The following is a 21,665-nucleotide window of genomic DNA, read 5'->3' as shown; positions in this document are numbered from 1 at the left end:
AATAGATTCTTACTAATTTTTGGTAAAATGATTAATAGTATGAGTTAGTTAATGGGGTGAATATAATGGACTTACATAAAGTGTATTCAGGATTTCTTGTAAAAAGAATTGAAAAAATTTCAGAAATTAATGGTATAGCCTATGAATTATACCATAAACAATCAGGTGCTCGACTTATTTATATTGATGTGGATGATACAAATAAAGTTTTCTCTATATCCTTTAGAACACCACCAAAGGATAGTACTGGCGTAGCTCATATTATGGAACATTCTGTGTTATGTGGATCAAGGAAATTTCCTTTAAAAGAACCTTTTGTAGAATTAGTTAAAGGATCATTAAATACATTTTTAAATGCCATGACCTATCCAGATAAAACCATGTATCCGGTAGCAAGTAAAAATGATAAAGATTTTCATAATTTGATGGATGTATATTTAGATGCCGTATTCTATCCTCGTGTAGCAGAAGATCCTGAAATTGTTATGCAAGAAGGATGGCATTATGAAATGGAAACGCCTAATGATGACTTAATTTATAAAGGGGTAGTGCTAAATGAAATGAAAGGAGTTTTCTCCTCGGCGGACTCTATCCTAGAACGTCATATGATGGAAACACTATTTCCAGATACAACGTATGGAGTAGAATCTGGTGGTGATCCAGAGGTGATTCCTCAGTTGACCTATGAAAATTTTCAAAAATTTTATAGAGAATATTATCATCCATCTAATAGCTACATATTTTTATATGGGACTATGGATATTGAAGCACAGTTGCAATTTATTAATGATGAATATTTATCTCATTTTAAAGCCATTACAGTTCATTCTGATATTCCATTACAAGCACCTTTTTCAGAAGGAAAAGTATGTTCCTTTCCTTATGGAATTGGATCTGAAGATAGTGAAGAAAACAAGAGTATGCATGCATTAACGTATGTATTGCCAGAAATGAATGGAGAAAAAAGTTTAGCTTTTGAAATAATAACCCATGCATTGTTAACATCTCCAGCAGCACCATTGAAAAAGGCATTAGTACAAGCTGGTATTGGTAGCGATGTAAGTGGTTATTATTTAGATAGCTTGCGACAACCAATATGGAATATTTCCATTACAGGATCTAATATGGACCAACAAAAACAAGTAGAAACGATTGTGGAAAATACATTGCGAGAATTAGTATCCGCAGGACTAGATAAAACGATGTTAGAAGCATCATTAAATAACATCGAATTTTCTTTGCGGGAGGCTGATTTTGGAGGTAGGCCTATTGGATTAGCCTATAATATTCGTATGATGGATAATTGGTTATATGATAATGATCCAATTGAGTTATTGCGATATGAGAACATATTGTCCACTCTTAGAAAAGGGTTAGCTGGAACGTATTTTGAAGACTTAATTACCGATGCTATTTTACAGAATACCCATAAAGCGTTGGTATCGATTTATCCAGAAAAAGGTTTGCAAGAAGCTAAAGAAGCTGAAGAAAAAGAAAAATTAGCAGCTATCAAAGCTAAAATGACCTCTGATGAAATAGAACATGTAATCGCTACCACTAAAAAACTTCATGCACGACAAGCAGAGCCGGATTCACCGGAAGCACTGTCTTCAATTCCGTTGCTAGATTTATCAGATTTAAGTGCAGATATTGAAGACATTGAGAGAAGAGAATCCTATGTTGGCGGTACTAAGGTGCATTTTATTCCCACTTTTGCCAAAGGGGTTAATTATACTGGTTTTTATTTTAAGTTAGACTGTTTAACAGAAAATGAGCTATTTTATGCAGATTTATTGAGTGATTTGCTAGGACGCGTTGATACTACTGCTATGTCCTATACTGATTTAGCAAATGATATTAATTTAAATTTAGGTGGATTTAATGCAGATATTACTGCTATTGGTAAAGAAAATGATCGTGATAAATTTGTGCCGCTTATGATTATTCGTGCGAAAGCATTACATAGTAAATTATCAGAATTGACACGTATTATCCATACAATTTTGCAAGAGTCAGAATTTACAAATGTAGAACGATTACATGAATTGATTTCTGAAAGTAAGGCTATTTGGGATACAGAGGCGTTTCGCCGCGGTAACACTATTGTTACCCAACGAGTATTAGCGCAAGTATCATCTATTAGTAAATTTAGAGATGCAGGTAATTTAAGTTATTATCAAAAGATTAGTGAATTGGTAAAACAGCCTGATGCTCTTTCTCACTTACCGGAAAAGTTAGCTTCTATAGCTCAAAAATTATTCCGTGCCAATAATGTAGAAATTATGTTCGTAGGGGAGGAACATGAGTTTGACTCCTTTCTAACATTGCTAGAGCCTATGTTAGCTACTTGGAATCAAGATGAACTTCCTGTTGGGAAATTGGCTATGACACAATCTTTCGTAAATGAAGGAATTCTTACCTCTGGAAAAGTTCAATATGTTGGTAAAGGTGGTAATTTTAAAGATCATGGGTTTGTGCATTGTGGAGCTATGAGCGTCTTAGAAACAATTTTGCGCTATGAATATCTATGGATTCGAGTTCGTGTACAAGGTGGAGCGTATGGAGCATTTGCCAATTTCTATGAAAATGGAAATATGATTTTCTGTAGTTATCGAGATCCTAATCTCATGAAAACACTAGATACATACGACGAGTTAGCAGAGTATCTAAAAACGTTTACCATTACAGATAGAGAAATGCGTAAATATATTATTGGCACTATGAGCGGACTTGACTTACCAATGACACCAGCTTTACGAGGCCCTCGTGCGATGGGATTGTATTTTAGTGAGACACATTTAGAAAATAAAATTAATTTTAGAAAAGAGGTTATCGCCTGCACACAAGAAGATATAAGAAATCTTTCTCAAGTCGTTCATGCCGTAATGGCAGATAATCACATATGTGTTATGGGGAATGAACAAACAATTAAAGAAACACAAGAATTGTTTGATAGTCTTGTACCATTACAACAATAAGAAAGCTTATATATAAATTAATGAGTTATAACTATATGAGTGGTACATTGTTTAGGATATATAAGGCTATATCATTTATTACTAGATATTGTCGTTGTATATGTTGCTACTAATGAAGAAATGATACTATTGGTATAAAATGAATGTAAGGATTATATATGCGCATGTGATAAAATGCCTTATTGTGTAGATGTTTACGCTAGTATGTTAGATTAATGACAAGGAAGTTTGATATATGAAAGGGCGTTTTGCACCTAGCCCGACAGGTAGAATGCATTTGGGAAATCTTTGGGTTGCCATATTATCGTATTTATCGACCCGACGGCAAAAAGGACAGTTTGTCATTCGTATTGAAGATATTGATAGACAGAGGTCAAAACAAGAATTTTCAGAGTTGATGCTAGATGATTTAGAGTGGTTAGGTTTTGAATGGGATGAAGGCCCACGTGTTAGTAATAACGATAAACAATATTATCAGAGCTATCGCGGGCATTATTATGAATCCCAATTAAATGAGTGGTCTAGTAAGGATATTATATATCCTTGTTATTGTAATCGATCAAGACTTCAAACGATTATGTCTGCTCCCCATTTTGGAGAACTGATACCTATTTATGATGGTCGTTGCCGTGACGCAGGTGTAAAAATTTTCAATGAAATAGCGCATAAAAAGGTGCCATCATATCGTTTGAAAGTCAAGTCTTGTTTAATTGAATATATAGATTTTTGGCAAGGGTTAGTTAGCGTGCATATAGAGGAAGGATTACATGATTTTATCCTAAAACGTTCTGATGGTATGTATGCATATCATTTGGCATCAGTGCTAGATGATATTGCTATGGGGATTACAGAAGTGCTTAGAGGCTGTGATTTATTAGAGCCTACAGTATTTCAAATATATTTATATCAATTGCTAGGGAAAAAGGTCCCCGTTTATAAACATGCACCATTACTAATGGATACGCATGGACATCGATTATCTAAAAGACAACAGAGTATTACTATTCAAGAACTAAGACAGATGGGATACTCATCACATCAAATCATAGGATTATTGGTGGAAAAGACTAAGCTGGTTGATTCTCGTTATGTATCGAGCAGTGGCATTTCTCTAGATGAATTATTGGATGTATCATTAGATCAAGATGTATTGAAGAAGTCTACTATTATACTCTAATTATTTAGTGTAATACAGATAGGAAATAGATTATATTGACTTTTTTCGATATTTTTATATAATAATACTTAGAAAGGGTGGTCGTATGACAATCGAAGAAGCGTTAAAAAAAGATGTAGTTTGGGCCGTCTTAGGTGCAACGCCTAAAGAAACTAAATTCGGTTTCAAATTATACAAACGATTAAAATCGTATGGCTATGAAGTATACCCTGTAAACCCTAATGCTGAACAAGTGGATGGCGATATATGTTATTCTACGTTGACGGATATACCTAAAGTAGTAGATATTGTAAATGTAGTAGTTCCTGAGCAAGTCGGTGTAGCTGCTATGAGCGAATGCGAGGAATTAGGTATATCGACGGTTTGGCTGCAGCCTGGTGCGGATACGGATGCTGTTATCAATGCTGCAAAAGAACGAAATATCAATGTAATAACTGATTGTGTATTAGTACAATTACCATAGGAGGAGTTATCATGAAAGAAGTAAAAACAGCAGACTTTAAAGTGGCCGTAGAAGAGAATACAAAAGTAACAGTTGTTGATTTTTGGGCACCTTGGTGCGGTTATTGTGTACGTATGATGCCTATCTTTGAAGGCTTAGATAAAAAAATTGGCGATAAAGTAGATTTTGTTAAAGTTAATACAGATGAAGAACCAGAATTAGCGCGTCAATATAATGTTGAAGTATTACCAACCTTTTTAGTGGTAAAGAATGGTGAAGTAGTAGATAAAAAAGTGGGATTTATTCCTGAAAACGAATTATTAGCTGCTATTGAAAAGGCTTTATAAGATGTATATGAGCATTTACTAATTTAATAGAGTATTTTTAAGGATTACTATAGTCTTAGCATATATACAAATGCGATGTGTATTTATATATGATGATTAAAGGACTTATGGTAGTCCTTTTTTGTATGCAATTTTGAAAGTAGCCATATTGAATATCTTCATTGGCATATAAATATGAGCTAATAAAATTTTTAGAATATAGAAATGAATTTTTATGTATTTGAAAATGTTTACATATTATACAAATATTTGTTCTACCTTTTGTATGTATAGAAAGGTAGGGAATTTAATTAACCTTATATAATATTCATAAAATTAATAAAAGTAATGAATTTTTAATGAAATGATGTTGTTTATGGTGGGGAATTGTGGTAAAATTTACCATATAGTGGTAAATAAGTGAGGAAGGCGGTGCTAGACTATGTTCATGGGAGAATATTCACATACGATTGACACAAAAGGTCGTTTGATTATTCCTGCAAAAATACGTGAACAATTAGGTGACATTTGTATTGTTACTAAAGGTCTAGATAATTCTTTGTCCATTTATACGGAAGAAGCGTGGACAAAAATTGCTGAAAAATTGCAAAGTTTACCATCTAATAAAAGTAATGTTCGTGCGTATAAGCGTTTTCTTTTTGGTAGTGCTTGTGAACTTGAGTTTGACAAGCAAGGTCGTGTGTTAATCCCTAGCTCCTTAAGGAAATATGCAGAGTTGAAGAAGGCTGCTGTCGTTGTTGGATCAGGTGACCATGTGGAAATTTGGAGCAAAGAACGATGGAATACATATACTGATGAAGTCGGTATTAATATGGAAGAATTGGCTGAAAATTTAGACTTTGATGGCATATTATAGGAGGCATATTTTGGAATTTAGACATACCAGTGTATTGTTAAAAGAAACTGTTGATTCAGTTGTCACTAATCTTGATGGTATATATGTGGACTGTACACTAGGTGGCGCTGGACATGCTCATGCTATAGGAGAGCGATTATCGAATAAGGGAATGCTGATAGGATTGGATCAAGATATAGTAGCACTTCGTGTAGCTAAAGAACGTTTATCTGATTTAGCATGTAGAACGATGACAATTGCCTCTAATTTTAGCAATTTAAAGACATCTTTAATGGAACATGGAATTGAGAAGGTTGATGGATTTATTTTTGATTTAGGGGTTTCTAGCTATCAATTAGATACGCCAGAAAGAGGGTTTTCCTATATGCATGATGGTCCATTAGATATGCGCATGGATATAAACAATCAAATTACTGCTGAACAGATAGTTAATGAATATCCAGTAGAGGAACTACATCGTATTTTACGTGACTATGGAGAGGAACGATGGGCGAAACGTATTGCTCAGTTTATTGTAGAAGCTAGAAATCATCATAACATCACTAGAACTAGTGAATTAGTAGATATTATAAAAAGAGCAATTCCTGCAAAGGCTAGACAAGATGGCCCACATCCAGCAAAACGTACTTTTCAAGCAATACGCATAGAAGTAAATAGAGAATTAGATATATTGCATGACAGTTTTGTAGATGCCATATCTATGCTGCATACAGGGGGACGTATAGGGGTTATTACATTTCATTCGCTAGAAGATAGGATTACCAAACAAACATTTAAAGAAATGAGTACAGGATGTATTTGTCCACCCGAACTACCTATATGTGTATGTCATCATAAAGCGGTGATAAAAGTTAAAAATAAGGCGATTGTACCGAGTCAGAATGAAGTTGAATTAAATCCAAGAGCACGTAGCGCTAAGCTACGAGTAGCAGAAAAATTGTAAAGTAGATAGGTGGAAAAGATATGTTAGCAAGAAAGGCATTTGGGGATACGAAGACAAGTATATATGCACCGCGTGGTGTGATTGGAGCCAGACAAAATAACTCATTTATATTGGATCTTACACCAGCAATGAAACGGACTATTCCTATTCTAATACTTATAGGGTGTTTCCTGGGAGCCATTCTTTTCTTGCGATCTTTATCCGTTGCCTCAGGGTATGATGTGGTTAAATTACAAAACAATGTAATAGAATTAACAAAACAACAAGAAGCGTTAGAAGTTGAAGTGGCTACATTAAAGTCGCCAACACGAATTCAAAAAATTGCACAAGATACATTAGGAATGGTTTTGCCTAATAGATTCGTATATAATAGTAAATATACTACTACGGAACGCAATACAAAAAAGACGCAGCAGATTGTAGATTAATTAGGTGAGCAGCTCCCAGTGTGGGGCTGCTTCTATTATGTAAAGAAATGAGAGTGCATGATGAAAACAATTAAAGAACTACTTCAATTTATCAATTCTATAGATGTTAAAGGTAATATTGATATAGAAATATCAGATATTACTGCCGATTCGAGACAAGTAGAAAAGGGATCGTTATTTATTTGTTTAGATGGGTCCACAGTAGATGGGCATAGTTATGCACAACAAGCCGTAGATGCTGGTGCAAGTGCATTGTTGGTATCTAAAGATGTTGCAGTTGTTGGAGATGTTACCATCATTCGTGTTGAGGACACACGACAAGCTATGATGGGATGTGTACCAGCTTTTTTTGATTATCCAGCATTATCAATGCGTATGATAGGTGTTACTGGGACTAATGGAAAAACTACGACAACGCATATGATTGCGCATATTTTGCGAGCAAAGGGGTATAAAGTTGGTGTTATTGGTACAGTTCATATACTTATTGGTGACACATCATATCCAATTCATAATACAACGCCAGATGTGGTGGATTTACAACATATATTGGCACAAATGGTACGGGAGGGAGTCACACATTGCGTTATGGAAGTATCCTCTCATGCACTAGCATTAGGTCGTGTGGCAGGTGTTGAATATGATACAGCAGTATTTACTAATTTGACACAAGATCATTTAGATTTTCATAAAACATTTGAAAATTATTTGGCGGCTAAATGTAAATTGTTTGAGCAAGTAAGTGCGGATAATCAATCTAAAAGTAATAAAGGAGCCGTTATTAATATCGATGATCCTTATGGATGTCGTGTTGTTGACAAAACAACAGCACCTATTATAACGTATAGTACATGTGGAAAAGGCAGTCTAAATGCTAAAGATATTGCTATGACTGCTAAATCTTTAACATATACGATTTCTTATAATAATCGCGAATATCCAGTGACGATTAATACAACAGGATTGTTTAATGTATATAATACATTAGCTGCTATTGGTGCATGTTTATATGAAGGACTTTCATTTGAAGAAATTGATACAGCCTTATCTAGTTTTTCCTCAGTACCGGGGAGATTTGAGTTAATTGAAGAAGGACAACCATTTGCTGTAGTCGTTGATTATGCGCATACTCCTGACGGATTAGAAAATATTTTACAAACTGCTAAAAAGATAGTACAACATCATATTATTGTTGTATTTGGCTGTGGTGGTGATCGGGATGCTACAAAACGTCCTATTATGGGGAAAATTGCTGCTCAATATGGGGATGTTATTATAGTTACTTCTGATAATCCTCGTACAGAAAATCCTGAGAAAATTTTGAAAGATGTAGAAGTGGGTGTTAAAAATAATTTGAGAGAAGGTACTTCGTATCGAGTTGTTGCAGATCGACGGCAAGCTATTCAAGCAGCCATTGCTATGGCTCAAAATGGAGATGTGGTTATTATTGCCGGAAAGGGACATGAGAATTATCAAATATTAAATGAAGGAACAATTCATTTTGATGATCGAGAAGAAGCTCGCATAGCTCTTAAGGAGAAATAATATGGCTCAATTTACATTGCAAGAAGTTATAACAGCAGTTAATGGCTTATGCCAAGGATGTGAATCGGTAACATTTTCAACTGTTGTTACAGATACTAGAAAAATTGTATCTCATTCTTTGTTCGTTGCTTTACAAGGAAATAATTTTGATGGACATGATTTTTTGATAGAGGCTAAAAAAGCTGGTGCCATAGGAGCTATCGTTCAAAAAGGAAAGGGCATTGATGATTTTCTTTGTATTGAAGTAGAAGATACATTGCATGCCTATCAAGATTTGGCAAGGTTTCATAGACAACGGTTCTCGATCCCTGTTATAGCAATTACGGGCTCATCTGGTAAGACGACTACTAAAGAAATGTTAGGTGCTGTACTTAGCAGTCAATTTAATGTATTGAAAACGGAAAAAAATTTTAATAATGAAATCGGCTTGCCTATGACTTTGTTGGAGTTGACCGCTTCTCATGAAGTTTGTATTGTAGAAATGGGCATGCGTGGATTAGGACAAATTGAAGAATTAGCTTCGATTGCAGAGCCAACTATCGGTATTATTACGAATGTGGGAACGAGTCATATTGAACTTTTGGGTTCTCAAGAAATGATAGCACAAGCAAAAGGTGAATTGATTAGGCATTTACCTAGTACGGGTATCGCTATATTAAATGAAGATGATGTGTTGGTAAAATCCATGTCTTCTGATGTAAAAGGGAAAACGATTACTTATGGATTAGAGGGTACGTCTACTGTACGTGGGAGCCATATATCTTATAAAAAAGACGGCATTAAATTCACTTGCAAATGTTATGATGACGTGTTTGATATCTTTTTACCAATGATTGGAGTTCATAATGTTTATAATGCGTTAGCGACTATTGCTGTAGCAAGAGTATTAGGTGTTGCGACAGGTAAAATAAAAAAATCATTTTCTACTTTTACTGGCATGGCGATGCGACAAGAGATTATTCCATTAGATGATATAGTTGTTTTAAACGATGCGTATAATGCGAATCCATCATCTATGGCGGAATCAATTAAGGCACTAGGACAATTGGAAAGAAAACGGAAAATTGCTATGCTAGGAGATATGCTAGAATTAGGTAACTATACGAAAGAAGCACATGAGGCTATAGGACAGTTGCTAGCAGATGAAGGGTATGATATGGTATTTACACTAGGAAATGCATCTTCCTTTATTAGTAGAATAACAGATTCTTTGGGTATTCCTTCATGGCACTGCTTGAATCATGTGGATATGGCGAATGCTTATTGGCCATTGCATAAAAAAGGAGACATTCTTTTAGTTAAAGGATCTCGTGGATTAGCAATGGAGAAAGTAATTACTCATATACAAGATAAATATAGAAATAATAAAGTTTCATATAATGAATAAGAAATAGTAGGAGACGTATCATGCTTAGCTCAGATATATTAACATCAGTAGTAGTTGCATTCGTAGTAACATTGATAATAACGATTGGTATTGGAAAAGTATCGATTCCGCTGTTGAAAAAACTACATGCACAACAAAGTATACGCGAAGAAGGACCTAAGAGCCATCAATCTAAAGCTGGCACACCAACTATGGGCGGCTTATTTATGATGATTTCACTTACCATTAGCGTACTTATTTTTTCTCCGTGGACAGCAACGACAGCTATTTTACTACTACTTATATTAGGCCATTGTGCACTAGGCTTTTTTGATGATTTTGTAAAATCAGTAAAAAAAAGAAACTTAGGATTAACAGCGAAACAGAAACTATTAGGTCAAATTATTTTGGCCGGTATTTTTTGCTATGTAGTAACTCAATATATAGTATTGCCCACAACCTTGTGGATTCCTTTAGCTAATGTTACTATAAATATTGGATTCTTATACTATGTATTGGCTTTTGTTGTTATTGTGGGTACTTCGAATGCTGTTAATTTAACTGATGGACTAGATGGTTTGGCAGCTGGTACGGCGGCTATAACGGCTATTGCGTATGCTGTGATAGGCTTGCTATATGATAAAATAGAAATTTCCTATTTTGGTGCTATCATTTGTGCTGTATGCTTAGGCTTTTTAGTATTTAATAGTAATCCGGCAAAAGTATTTATGGGCGATACAGGATCATTGGCGTTAGGTGCTGCTTTTGCAGGTATGGCTATTATGACGAAAACTGAATTGCTTTTAATTATTCTAGGCGGTGTATTTGTGGCAGAAGCATTATCTGTGATTATTCAGGTTATATCATTTAAAACGAGAGGTGTTCGAGTCTTTAAAATGAGTCCAATTCATCATCATTTTGAATTGTCTGGATGGACGGAACAGAAAGTGGTTAATAGATTTTGGATTGCTGGGGGTATTCTCGCATTAATTAGTTTATGTATCTATTTTATAAAATAATAAAATGATATGATGTATGATGATATAGAAAGTTGAACATTGGTTTTATATCTGAAATATATCTAATGTACATCATACTGGTGTATGTTAGATATAGTTTAGATACACATACATATAAGGTGATAAAATGGAGTATCGTGATAAACATATTTTAGTATTAGGAGCTGGCACTAGTGGGATAGGAGCAGCTCATATAGCAGCCATGTTAGGTGCACATGTAATATTAAATGATTATGCGTCTATTAAACTAGAGGCAGATATAGAAACACAATTATTGAACGCGGGGGTTACAATTATCACTGGTTCGCAAGATAATAATTTATTATGTGATATAGATCAAATTATTGTTTCTCCAGGGATTTCTTTATCTATTCCTATTTTAGTAGAAGCACGACGTCGTCATATTCCTATTATTGGAGAGGTTGATCTAGCATATCATATTTCGAAAGCTCCTATCTTGGGCGTCACAGGAACAAATGGTAAGACGACAACTACTACTTTGTTAGCCGATATTATGAAAGCCGTTAACCCTCATGTATATGTGGGTGGCAATATTGGAAAGTCTTTAAGTGAGGCGGCGTATCGAGTACCATCGGATGGATACTTAATAGCTGAATTATCCAGTTATCAATTAGAAAGTGTGGAAGAATTTCGAGCACATGGTGCTATTGTGTTAAATGTAACCCCTGATCATTTATCGCGTCATAAAACACTTGAAGCGTATGCTAAGGCAAAAGCTAATATATTTAAGAACCAAGACAATCATGATTATCTCGTCTTAAATGCAGACGATATGATTGTTAAAGCTATGGAAGATGAGGCAGACGGAATTATATTATATATTAGTCAAAAGCAGAAAGTGTATAATGGCGCATACTATGCAAATGGTGTTTGTTATGCAGTTTCTAATGGTATAGAAGAAGCAATTATAGATGTTTCACACATTTTAATCCCAGGGGCTCATAATATTGAAAATATATTGAGTGTTATTGCATTGACGTATGCATTAGGAGTGACAAAAGACATTCTTTATAACGTGATTAGCCAATTTTCAGGGGTAGAACATCGGTTGGAAAAAGTTGCCGTTATTCATGAGGTTACATATTATAATGATTCTAAAGCTACTAATGTAGACTCTGTGATTAAAGCCCTTCAATCGTTTACAGCGCCAGTTATATTATTAGCAGGCGGTCATGACAAAATGACACCACTGCATGATTTGATGGATTTGATTAAGTGTAAAACTAAAGCATTACTATTGATGGGGGAAGCTGCGGATAGATTCGAACAATCAGCTCGAGAAGCAGGTGTGTTATCAATCTACCGTGTTAATTCTATGCGAGAAGCGGTTGAATTAGGACAAAAATTAGCTGTGCCTAATGACGTTGTATTATTATCACCAGCGTGTTCTAGTTTTGATTGGTATTCTTGTTTTGAAGAACGAGGCGATGATTTTAAACGTGAAGTAATGAGATTAGCACAGCAGGGGTGATACAGAATGAAACGCATTATTATTTCAGGCGGTGGCACAGGTGGACATATATATCCGGCCATTACTATTTATAAAGAACTGATGGCCATGGCAGATGTCGAGGTTTTATATATTGGTACTGAGAAAGGCTTAGAAGCTGACTTAGTTCCTAAAGAAGGAATTCATTTTAAAACCTTACCTGTACAAGGGTTACAACGTAAGCTTTCATGGGGCACAATCGTTACAGGTGTTAAATCTGTTTTGTCAGTCCTAAAAGCATTTGTAATTATAGAAAAATTTAAGCCTGATGTGGTAATCGGGACTGGTGGATATGTATGCGGGCCTATTTTGTTGGCTGCCGCATTAAAAAAAATTCCTACATTGATTCAAGAACAGAATGTTATAGCAGGTATTACAAATAAAATACTAAGTCGTTTTGTTGACGTAGTAGCAGTAGGGTATAAAGAAGCAAGTACTTCTTTTTCTCGCTGTAAGCGAGTCGTTTATACCGGGAATCCTGTTCGTCCAGAAATTCTTGTTGATACTCGTGAAGAAGGACGTAAGTACTTTAATTTGCAAGATGGTGAATTTGCTGTTATTATAGCAGGAGGTTCTAGAGGTGCAAGAACTATTAATACGGCTATGATTGATGTACATAAACATTTTAAAAATCGAGATGGTATTAAATTAATACATATTACTGGTAATAGTGAATATCAGAATGTTATGCAAGCCTTGCATATTACAGAGGGAAATAGTTTCAGTAGCGCTTCTATTATTTTGCCATACTTGCATGATATGCCAAAAGCGTTAGCAGCAGCAGATTTGGCAGTGTTTAGAGCTGGCGCTGTTGGATTAGCAGAATTAACCGTACGTGGTATTCCATCTATTTTAATTCCTTATCCGTATGCTGCAGAAGATCATCAAACTTATAATGCTAGAATATTAGTTAAGCATGGTGCAGCACGCATGATTGTTGATAAAATGTTAAGTAGTCAGGATTTGATTAGTGAAATAGAATCATGTATGGCAGATTCACATAGATTAAAGAATATGTCTAAAGCCGCATTAGAGCTTGGTAGACCAACAGCAGCTCATGATATTGCTAAGCTGGTATTAGAAATTGCTAAATAATTAGATAGGAGAGACATCTATGTTAGATGGTATTCATAAAATACATTTAATTGGCATTGCTGGTTCAGGCATGAATGCAATTGCCAACATATTAATTTGCAAAGGCTATGATGTAACAGGCTCTGATATTAAAGAGTCTCCCATTATTGATAAGTTTAGAAGTATGGGGGCTACTATTCATATTGGACATGATGCATCATATATAGATGGAGTGGATGCAGTAGTTCGTTCAACAGCAATTCATGATGATAATCCTGAAATTGTGGCTGCTAAACAAGCAGGTATTCCAATTTTACATCGATCAGATATTGTTAAAGCTGTTATAGATGTAACAAAGGGAATTGCTGTCGCAGGGGCTCATGGTAAGACTACAACTACATCTATGTTAGGGCAAATATTTTGTGAAGCAAATATTGATCCTACTATTATTATTGGCGGACAAGTTGATTATCTTGACAATGCTAGTAGTCGATTAGGGAAGGGAGATATTAGTATTGCGGAAGCTGATGAAAGTGATGGGTCATTTTTAAAATTAAATCCACAAACAATTGTTATTACTAATATAGAAAATGATCATATGGACTATTATGGAACTATGGATAATTTGCTTCAGGCATTTTGTAAGTTTATAGAAAAATTACCTAGATCAGGACAGGCAATAGTTTGCGGAGATAATCCTAATATTCAACATGTTATGCCTAAGGTGCAACGAGATTTTATTACCTATGGAACGAGTGAATATAATACATATATAGCTAAAAATATTCATTATGTGGATAGTACACTCATGTATGATGTAGTCCATGATAATGTGACTGTAGCTCGTATACAATTGCGTGTTCCAGGTAAACATAATGTATTAAATTCTTTGGCAGCCTTTGTAGTGGCTCATGTGGTGTATGGTGTTGATATCACAGTGATTCAAAAAGCACTTTCTAAATTTATAGGCGCTAAACGTAGATTTGAAACCAAAGGTCATGTAGCTGGAGTATGGGTGGTGGATGATTATGCACATCACCCAACAGAAATTGAAGCTACCTTGAAGGCCGCGAAAGAATTAGAGAAACATCGTGTTATTTGTGTATTTCAACCTCATAGATTTACGCGCACTAGTTTATTACTCAAGGAATTTGCTCGTGCTTTTAATGCAGCTGATGAAATTTATATGACAGATATTTATAGTGCTGGCGAAGAACCTATTCCAGGTATTGATGGACATTCTATTCCTAATATGATAGAAAAAGAAAGTCATCGTAAAGTTAATTATATTTCTAACATAGAGGATGTTCCTAGTATATTAAAAAATGTAGTACGGCCTAATGATTTAGTGATTACTATGGGGGCAGGTACGATTAATCAATATGGACCAAAATTACTTGCTTTATTAGAAGAGGGATTATGATGAAAGATAAACATATTATTGTATTAGTAGGTGGACCATCTAAAGAAGCAGAAGTATCGCGTCGCACAGGGTCGGCTATTAGAGAGGCACTTATTGGATTAGGATATCATGCTAGTATTTTGGAGTTACATGAAGCGACACTATTAGATGATATTAAATCAATGAAAGGTGATATTGTTTTTAATGCCTTACATGGTAAGTTTGGTGAAGATGGTGCATTACAAGGAACATTAGAAATGGCCGGTATACCATATACTGGATCAGGTATTATGGCACAAGCTGTCGGTATGAACAAGAAAATCAGTAAAGCTGTTTTTTCAGGAGTAGGCATTCCTACAGCTAGATCTATTAATTACAATGCAAATCTTACTTCGGTTTCTGATATTGTAGCGGATATTAATGAGAAGTTTACTATACCAGTTGTTGTAAAAGCAGCCACACAAGGATCAAGTATAGGTGTTGCAGTTGTTAAGTCCTCAGATGATTTAGTAGCAGCGGTTGAAGAAGCTATAAAATATGATCCCATCTTAGTGGTAGAGGAATATTTAACAGGGCGAGAATTCACCGTATCTGTACTGGATGGTAAAGCATTAGCTGTTATAGAAATTCGTCCTCATTCAGGAGAATATGATTACGAATCTAAATATACATCGGGTGCTACTGATTATTTAGTGCCAGCGCCTATTAGCGATAGTTTAACAAAACAAATGCAAGCCATTGGTGAATTAGTATATGAAGAAATTCAAGCTAATGGCGTTATTCGTGTCGATATTATGACCAATGATAAGGGTGATCCATTTGTATTAGAATATAATACAATTCCTGGCATGACATCCACATCATTAGTTCCTAAAGCGGCTAATGCAGTAGGCATAGCATTTCCTGAATTGTGCGAAAAAATATTATACTCCGCAGGATTAGGTAAATTCTAATGATAGGAGCTTTCTATGAATAAAAATAATAAGCATTCATTTTCTCCTAAACGAGATGATAATGGTGAAATGCTTACTTCAAGTAAAGAAGACACTACATATGTTGACTTTCGAGGTAGGACGGCATTTCCTTATAGAGAATCTGATTTTGACGGTGCAACTCCTATTGAGAATACGCCAGAATATATTGATCGTGATGCAAGCTTTGAAAAACGGAAAGTCCGACAAAGAAAAATTAGAAGCTATAAGCATAAACGTAGGAAAAAGATTCTTAGAATTATGATTGCTATATTGATAATCATAGTTGCCTTATTAGTACTACCTATACCGTTTGGAAGTTTAGAAGTAAATGGCAGTAAAAAAGTAACCACCAATGATGTTTTGGTGGCAGCAGATATTCATGAGCCGATAAATATATTACAAATACGCTCAGATACAATTAAAGAGAAAATGAGTCATGATTTACGAGTGGAAAAAGTAGAAATTACTTATAAATTCCCGTTGACGATGTGTGTCAATATAACTGATAGAAAGCCAATAGCTATTATTACGACACAGTTCGCTTTTATTACACTTGATAAAAACGGTCAAGCAATTAATAGTGAGACGGCAATTACTGATGAAACCGTGCCAATTATTTCTGGTATTAAGCCTGGTAATGTATTGCTAGGAGATAAGTTAACTAATCAGTCTATTTTGTCGGCCCTTACTTTTTTAAATGCCTTATCTGATGAGGGATTATCCAAGATAGCAGAAGTGAATGTGGGAAATCCCAACGAATTAGTAGCCTATACAGTTGATGGCTTACCAATTCATATTGGAGACACTACAAATTTAGAAAAGAAAGCAGCACTTTCAGAAAATATGATACAGGATATTAAAAACAATAATTTAAATGCAGAATATATTGATGTGAATGTTACATCACCTTTTATTAAACAATGATAATTAATTTATTTTAAGAAATATAAAAATAGTGTATAATAAGCCTATATAGATAATAATTAAAATTTTATGTGGTAGAAAGTTTTTCAAAAATATTGTACAATGATAATATTGATTGAGCTTGTATTTATACAAAATTTGTAATTGATTATAAATATAGAATTTGTATGTACATTAGAGGAGGAACTTCAATGTCTGATTTCGCAAATATTAAAGTAATTGGTGTTGGTGGTGGCGGCAATAATGCTGTAAATCGTATGGTAGAAAGCAATTTACAAGGTGTAGAATTTATTGCAGCTAATACAGAAAGTCAAGTATTGGATTTATCCAAAGCGGATAAAACAATTAAACTTGGTGAAAAGGTTACAAGAAATCTTGGCGCTGGTGGGGATCCTGCAGTAGGCGAAGCTGCTGCTAATGAAAGTCGTGAAGAAATTGTGAAAGCCTTAGAAGGGGCTGACATGGTATTTGTTACTGCTGGTATGGGTGGCGGTACTGGTACAGGGGCTTCTCCTGTAGTAGCTGAATGTGCTAAAGAAATGGGCGCTTTAACAGTAGGTGTTGTGACTAAGCCATTTTCTTTTGAAGGAAAACGTCGCCGTGCGCAAGCTGATAAAGGTGCGGAATTATTAACTCAAAAAGTTGATACTATTATTGTCATCCCTAATGATAAATTACTACAAGTTGTTGATAAAAAATGTTCTTTAAGCGATGCATTCCGTACTGCTGATGATGTATTGCGTCAAGGAATTAAAGGTATTTCTGATTTGATCACCGTTCCTGGATTGATTAATTTGGATTTTGCTGATGTAAAATCAATTATGACTAATCAAGGTGAAGCACTAATGGGAATTGGCATTGGTGAAGGTGAAAATCGTGCTGCTGATGCTGCAAAAATGGCTATTAATAGTCCATTATTAGAAACATCTATTGATGGTGCTAAAGGCATTTTACTAAATATTAGTGGTAGTAGTAATTTGAGTTTATTTGAAATTAATGAAGCCGCTGAAATTATTTCTGAAGCAACAGATCCTGATGCGAATATCATCTTTGGTTCTGTTATTGATGATAATTTAGGTGATAAAGTACAAATTACTGTAGTGGCAACAGGCTTTGGAGGAACAAATCGATCCGTTCCAGAATTTGGCAAAAAATCTTTCTCAGCTCCATCTGGTGGACCAGATATTCCAGTTTTCATGAAACGATAATGTGTAGACATTAACAGTTTATACAGTTGATATAGTAATTTATGATATATAAGGAGACATTTTATGAAGAAGACATTACTAGTTACGGCTATACTTTCCATGACAAGTGCATTGGCTTTTGCACAAACAGCTCCTGTTACTAATATTACTACTGATACATCTAAAATTAATGTTGAGTATAATTTTGCTCAACATGTACAACGGGACAGTGGTCATAAAGATGGGTTTGGTGTGTCCTTAGAACATGGATTTAGTGATAGATTAGCGGCACAGTATTCGTATAGTAAATTAAATAATAAAAACATTACTAATATTAAAGATCATCAATTAGCGTTGGTATATAAATATAATGACATGATTAATTTCTATGGTGCTGGTACTCTTATCGATACTCATAGTCATAACTATGGAGTACAAGCAGGTGTTATTGGATATATGCCGATTTCTGATAAAATTAATGGATATGCAAAAGTTGGCTTAGGCGACGATATTAAACAATCCTATCAGATTGGTGCTAATTATGCATTGACTGATGGCGTAGATTTAAATGTATATTATGGTTATGATAACTATAACATGAATGAAAAAAATACTACGGTTAAAGGGTTACATGCAGGTATAGGCTATACATTCTAATTACAATTATATATACTTTAAGAACCGTTATTAAAGGGATTATATTCCTTTGATAACGGTTTTTTATAATGCTTGGCTGTTCCTAATAGGGGATTAGCATATATGGATATGCAGTAAGTATAGATTGTGTAGTAGGAAATTATTATACAATTAGTAAATTCAATATTGAATACATGTATACAGAATTCATAAAGAAGACTAGGGAATTCTTACATGCTTTCTATTGTATTAGAGCATACTTTTGTGTATGATAGATGTGTATCGAGTTATAAAGATGGGGTGGTGTTGAGTATGTCAATGACTATGGCAGCAAAACAAGCTAGAGGAAAAAAACAAAATGATGTTATTTTTGCAGCTAGTTCTGCAGCACAAAGTGATATCAAATTAAATGGAAAAGATCATGTAGTGAATGGTACGGTAGGATCTATTTTGGATGAAGACGGGCAAATTGTATTCTTACAATCTGTAAAAGAAGAATATTTACATCTACCGAATAATGAATATATTGCATATGCGCCTATTGCTGGATTACCTGAGTATCTATCCGCAGTGTACAAAGCTTGTTTTGAAGATGCTAAGCCTGATGCTTATATAGATGCAGTAGCAACTGCTGGTGGTACTGGTGGTATTCATCATTTGGTTCATAATTATACTGCATTGGGCGATACTGTATTGACTGCTGACTGGTATTGGGGCAATTATAAGACCATTTGTAAGGATTCTGGCCGCATCTTATCTACATTTACATTATTAACTGATACTAATGAATTTAATATAGATTCTTTCAAAGAAGAAGTAATGCATCTATCGAAAGAACAAGAAAATCTTCTAATTTTATTAAATACACCTGGTAATAATCCTACAGGATTTAGTATTAGCGATACATCTTGGAATGAGATTTTAGCGTTCTTATCTAGTTTAGTAGCTTCCACTACCACTAAAATTATATTGGGTGTTGATGTAGCATATCTTGACTATGCAGGCGAAAAACATGCGGTTAGACAATTCTTTAAAAAATTTAGTCAATTGCCAAAAGAAATTTTGACAGTTATTTGTTATAGTGTGTCTAAAGGATTTACTATGTATGGACAACGGTTAGGGGCTATGATTGGTATATCCTCTAATCAAGATGTGATTGATGAATTTCATGAAATTAATGCAATTACATCACGTGCTACATGGTCTAATTTATGTCGACCAGCACAACGAACTATTGCTAATTTGGTAAGTGATGATAAAAAATTTGCTGCCTACGAAGAAGAACGAGAAGCATATAACTCATTGATTCATGAAAGAGCGGCTATTTTTGTTGAGGAAGCGAAATCTTGTGGATTACCATTATTACCATATAAGGGAGGATTCTTTTTAACGATTCCTACAACACAATCTACAAAGATTTGTGATGCATTGAAAGAAAAACATATATACGTAATACCTTTAGTGAAAGGAATACGCGTGGCGGCATGTAGTATTCCCAAAAAACAAATGAAAGGGTTAGCATTGAGTATATATGAAACTATGAAAGAGCTACATAGTTTATAAAATAAATAGTTCAATATAGAACAACACTACAATCAGTTTACTATACAAGCATTATATAAACTATGTATTTTATTATTGGATAGTTTATAGTACTTTCATAGTATGATTTTAGTTATGAGTGATTCATAGAATGATATATTATAAAAAGGCAGCAACCAAGATGGTGCTGCCTTTTTGTGTATAGCTCTTAGTGAAATGGCATAGTACTTAGTATATTTTGAGTATATCCTATATTTATAACGAATTTCACACGATTCGTCGCATGATTTGAAATGATTAATATAATACTAAAAAGAGCCTACCAAGTTAGAATATATCTAGGTTGATAGGCCTTATTTTTTTGCAATAATATTAATAAAATACTTGACAATATAATCGATAAAGGTTATAGTGTAGATGTAGTTAAGGAAAGGCGGTGAAATCGTTAAAGAAGTTGAGGAAGATAATAAAAAAGTGGCTACCGATTATAACAGCACTTATCCAACTGACAATAGCGATAATAGAGTTGTTAAAATGATAACCACAGGGACTCGAAAGAGTCCCACCTTCCTAACTATTATATCAATGGTGAGTATATGATTTCAAGATTAACTTTAATAATTAGTGTTATTGCTTTTATATTATCAGTATATAATTTATTAATTGCATTAGGAGTATTATGAAACTAGAAGATGTAATGACAACTGGCGAGGCGGCAGAGTTATGGGGGAAAAGTCCTATATCTATCAAACAGCTATGTACAGGCGTGCAAGGAAGAGGACCACGATTAGAAATAGATGTAGAATGTAGAAAGTCGGGTAAAATGTGGCTTGTAACACGACAAGGCATGGAACGACTATATGGGAAATTAGAAGAATAGTATTTTTTAAGGACTATCGAATATGATAGTCCTTTTTTATGAGGGTAAAAAAACCGCAAAAACTAATTATATTTTATTAATAATTAGTAAATGAATTTTATATATTGAATTTTTGGCATTAGGTTATGTTACCTAGTTTTATTACATTTTAATATCATAATTATTTACAGTAAAATATTATACATATGTTAATGAGTAGGATGAGCTGGTTTCTTTACATCAATAGGGTTACCATTTTCATCAATGTCTACAAACTCTACTTTATCAAGAGTTTGTGTAACTTGACCACGAATAAATTTAAGATAAATATCATATAATTTCTTTTTTTCTGCTAGTTCTTCTTCTGTTAGTGGTTGGCCACTTTTTTTCTTACTAGCTAACTCATTGATTCGTTTAATTGTTTCGTTAATTTCCATTGTTTATATACAATAGTTG

The 21,665-nt window shown here is 34.3% G+C and carries 20 protein-coding genes; 19 read left to right on the top strand and 1 reads right to left on the bottom strand.

Going from position 1 to position 21,665, the window contains the following annotated elements; all coding sequences use genetic code 11:
- Positions 1 to 65 precede the first annotated feature (65 nt).
- The 19 genes from K357_RS0103100 (at position 66) to K357_RS0103010 (ending at position 21,230) form a co-directional block, all read left to right on the top strand.
- Complete coding sequence (locus tag K357_RS0103100; RefSeq protein ID WP_028257412.1) at positions 66 to 2,978, top strand: insulinase family protein; 2,913 nt, start codon at positions 66 to 68, stop codon at positions 2,976 to 2,978.
- Between the two features lie 235 nt (positions 2,979 to 3,213).
- Positions 3,214 to 4,155, top strand: a complete 942-nt coding sequence (gene gluQRS, locus K357_RS0103095; protein WP_028257411.1) for a tRNA glutamyl-Q(34) synthetase GluQRS — start codon at positions 3,214 to 3,216, stop codon at positions 4,153 to 4,155.
- A gap of 85 nt (positions 4,156 to 4,240) precedes the next feature.
- A complete protein-coding gene (locus K357_RS0103090; RefSeq protein WP_028257410.1) occupies positions 4,241 to 4,618 on the top strand; it encodes a CoA-binding protein in 378 nt (125 codons plus the stop codon).
- 11 nt (positions 4,619 to 4,629) lie between these two features.
- The gene (gene trxA / locus K357_RS0103085) at positions 4,630 to 4,944 is read left to right on the top strand and encodes a thioredoxin (RefSeq protein WP_051212039.1); all 315 of its coding nucleotides are present in this window, start codon (positions 4,630 to 4,632) and stop codon (positions 4,942 to 4,944) included.
- Positions 4,945 to 5,365: 421 nt separating this feature from the next.
- Positions 5,366 to 5,800 carry a division/cell wall cluster transcriptional repressor MraZ gene (mraZ, locus tag K357_RS0103080; RefSeq protein WP_028257408.1) on the top strand — a complete coding sequence of 145 codons (435 nt, stop codon included), beginning with the start codon at positions 5,366 to 5,368 and terminating at the stop codon, positions 5,798 to 5,800.
- A gap of 10 nt (positions 5,801 to 5,810) precedes the next feature.
- Positions 5,811 to 6,743 (top strand): 16S rRNA (cytosine(1402)-N(4))-methyltransferase RsmH, encoded by a 933-nt coding sequence (gene rsmH / locus K357_RS0103075; protein ID WP_028257407.1) that lies wholly within the window; start codon positions 5,811 to 5,813, stop codon positions 6,741 to 6,743.
- Positions 6,744 to 6,763: 20 nt separating this feature from the next.
- On the top strand, positions 6,764 to 7,171 hold the full coding sequence (locus K357_RS0103070) for a septum formation initiator family protein (protein WP_028257406.1): 408 nt from the start codon (positions 6,764 to 6,766) through the stop codon (positions 7,169 to 7,171).
- Between the two features lie 60 nt (positions 7,172 to 7,231).
- Positions 7,232 to 8,716: a UDP-N-acetylmuramoyl-L-alanyl-D-glutamate--2,6-diaminopimelate ligase gene (locus K357_RS0103065; RefSeq protein ID WP_028257405.1), complete on the top strand. Its 1,485-nt coding sequence runs from the start codon at positions 7,232 to 7,234 to the stop codon at positions 8,714 to 8,716.
- Between the two features lies 1 nt (position 8,717).
- Entirely contained in the window at positions 8,718 to 10,103 is a 1,386-nt protein-coding gene (locus K357_RS0103060) for a UDP-N-acetylmuramoyl-tripeptide--D-alanyl-D-alanine ligase (protein ID WP_028257404.1), read from the top strand.
- 20 nt (positions 10,104 to 10,123) lie between these two features.
- The gene (gene mraY, locus K357_RS0103055) at positions 10,124 to 11,101 is read left to right on the top strand and encodes a phospho-N-acetylmuramoyl-pentapeptide-transferase (protein WP_197049756.1); all 978 of its coding nucleotides are present in this window, start codon (positions 10,124 to 10,126) and stop codon (positions 11,099 to 11,101) included.
- A gap of 127 nt (positions 11,102 to 11,228) precedes the next feature.
- Positions 11,229 to 12,593 carry a UDP-N-acetylmuramoyl-L-alanine--D-glutamate ligase gene (gene murD, locus K357_RS0103050; protein ID WP_028257402.1) on the top strand — a complete coding sequence of 455 codons (1,365 nt, stop codon included), beginning with the start codon at positions 11,229 to 11,231 and terminating at the stop codon, positions 12,591 to 12,593.
- 6 nt (positions 12,594 to 12,599) lie between these two features.
- Positions 12,600 to 13,706, top strand: a complete 1,107-nt coding sequence (gene murG, locus K357_RS0103045; protein ID WP_028257401.1) for an undecaprenyldiphospho-muramoylpentapeptide beta-N-acetylglucosaminyltransferase — start codon at positions 12,600 to 12,602, stop codon at positions 13,704 to 13,706.
- A gap of 19 nt (positions 13,707 to 13,725) precedes the next feature.
- Positions 13,726 to 15,108 (top strand): UDP-N-acetylmuramate--L-alanine ligase, encoded by a 1,383-nt coding sequence (gene murC, locus K357_RS0103040; protein WP_028257400.1) that lies wholly within the window; start codon positions 13,726 to 13,728, stop codon positions 15,106 to 15,108.
- Positions 15,108 to 16,040: a D-alanine--D-alanine ligase gene (locus K357_RS0103035; RefSeq protein WP_028257399.1), complete on the top strand. Its 933-nt coding sequence runs from the start codon at positions 15,108 to 15,110 to the stop codon at positions 16,038 to 16,040. Before murC ends, K357_RS0103035 begins: the two co-directional genes overlap by 1 nt.
- 15 nt (positions 16,041 to 16,055) lie before the next feature.
- Positions 16,056 to 16,985, top strand: coding sequence for a cell division protein FtsQ/DivIB (locus K357_RS08675; RefSeq protein WP_071838029.1), 930 nt, complete (start codon positions 16,056 to 16,058; stop codon positions 16,983 to 16,985).
- A gap of 191 nt (positions 16,986 to 17,176) precedes the next feature.
- Positions 17,177 to 18,193, top strand: a complete 1,017-nt coding sequence (gene ftsZ / locus K357_RS0103025) for a cell division protein FtsZ (protein WP_028257398.1) — start codon at positions 17,177 to 17,179, stop codon at positions 18,191 to 18,193.
- A gap of 63 nt (positions 18,194 to 18,256) precedes the next feature.
- On the top strand, positions 18,257 to 18,829 hold the full coding sequence (locus K357_RS0103020; protein WP_028257397.1) for an outer membrane beta-barrel protein: 573 nt from the start codon (positions 18,257 to 18,259) through the stop codon (positions 18,827 to 18,829).
- A gap of 291 nt (positions 18,830 to 19,120) precedes the next feature.
- Positions 19,121 to 20,371: an aminotransferase class I/II-fold pyridoxal phosphate-dependent enzyme gene (locus tag K357_RS0103015; RefSeq protein ID WP_028257396.1), complete on the top strand. Its 1,251-nt coding sequence runs from the start codon at positions 19,121 to 19,123 to the stop codon at positions 20,369 to 20,371.
- A gap of 658 nt (positions 20,372 to 21,029) precedes the next feature.
- Entirely contained in the window at positions 21,030 to 21,230 is a 201-nt protein-coding gene (locus tag K357_RS0103010) for a helix-turn-helix domain-containing protein (RefSeq protein ID WP_028257395.1), read from the top strand.
- A 188-nt stretch (positions 21,231 to 21,418) separates the two neighbouring features.
- Here K357_RS0103010 and K357_RS08670 read toward each other — a convergent pair whose 3' ends face one another.
- The gene (locus K357_RS08670; protein ID WP_038113461.1) at positions 21,419 to 21,646 is read right to left on the bottom strand and encodes a DUF896 domain-containing protein; all 228 of its coding nucleotides are present in this window, start codon (positions 21,644 to 21,646) and stop codon (positions 21,419 to 21,421) included.
- Between the last annotated feature and the right edge of the window lie 19 nt (positions 21,647 to 21,665).

It is taken from the genome of Veillonella montpellierensis DSM 17217 (genome assembly GCF_000426745.1).
GTDB classification, from domain to species: Bacteria; Bacillota; Negativicutes; order Veillonellales; family Veillonellaceae; genus Veillonella; species Veillonella montpellierensis.
This window is presented reverse-complemented; position numbering and strand designations above follow the sequence as displayed.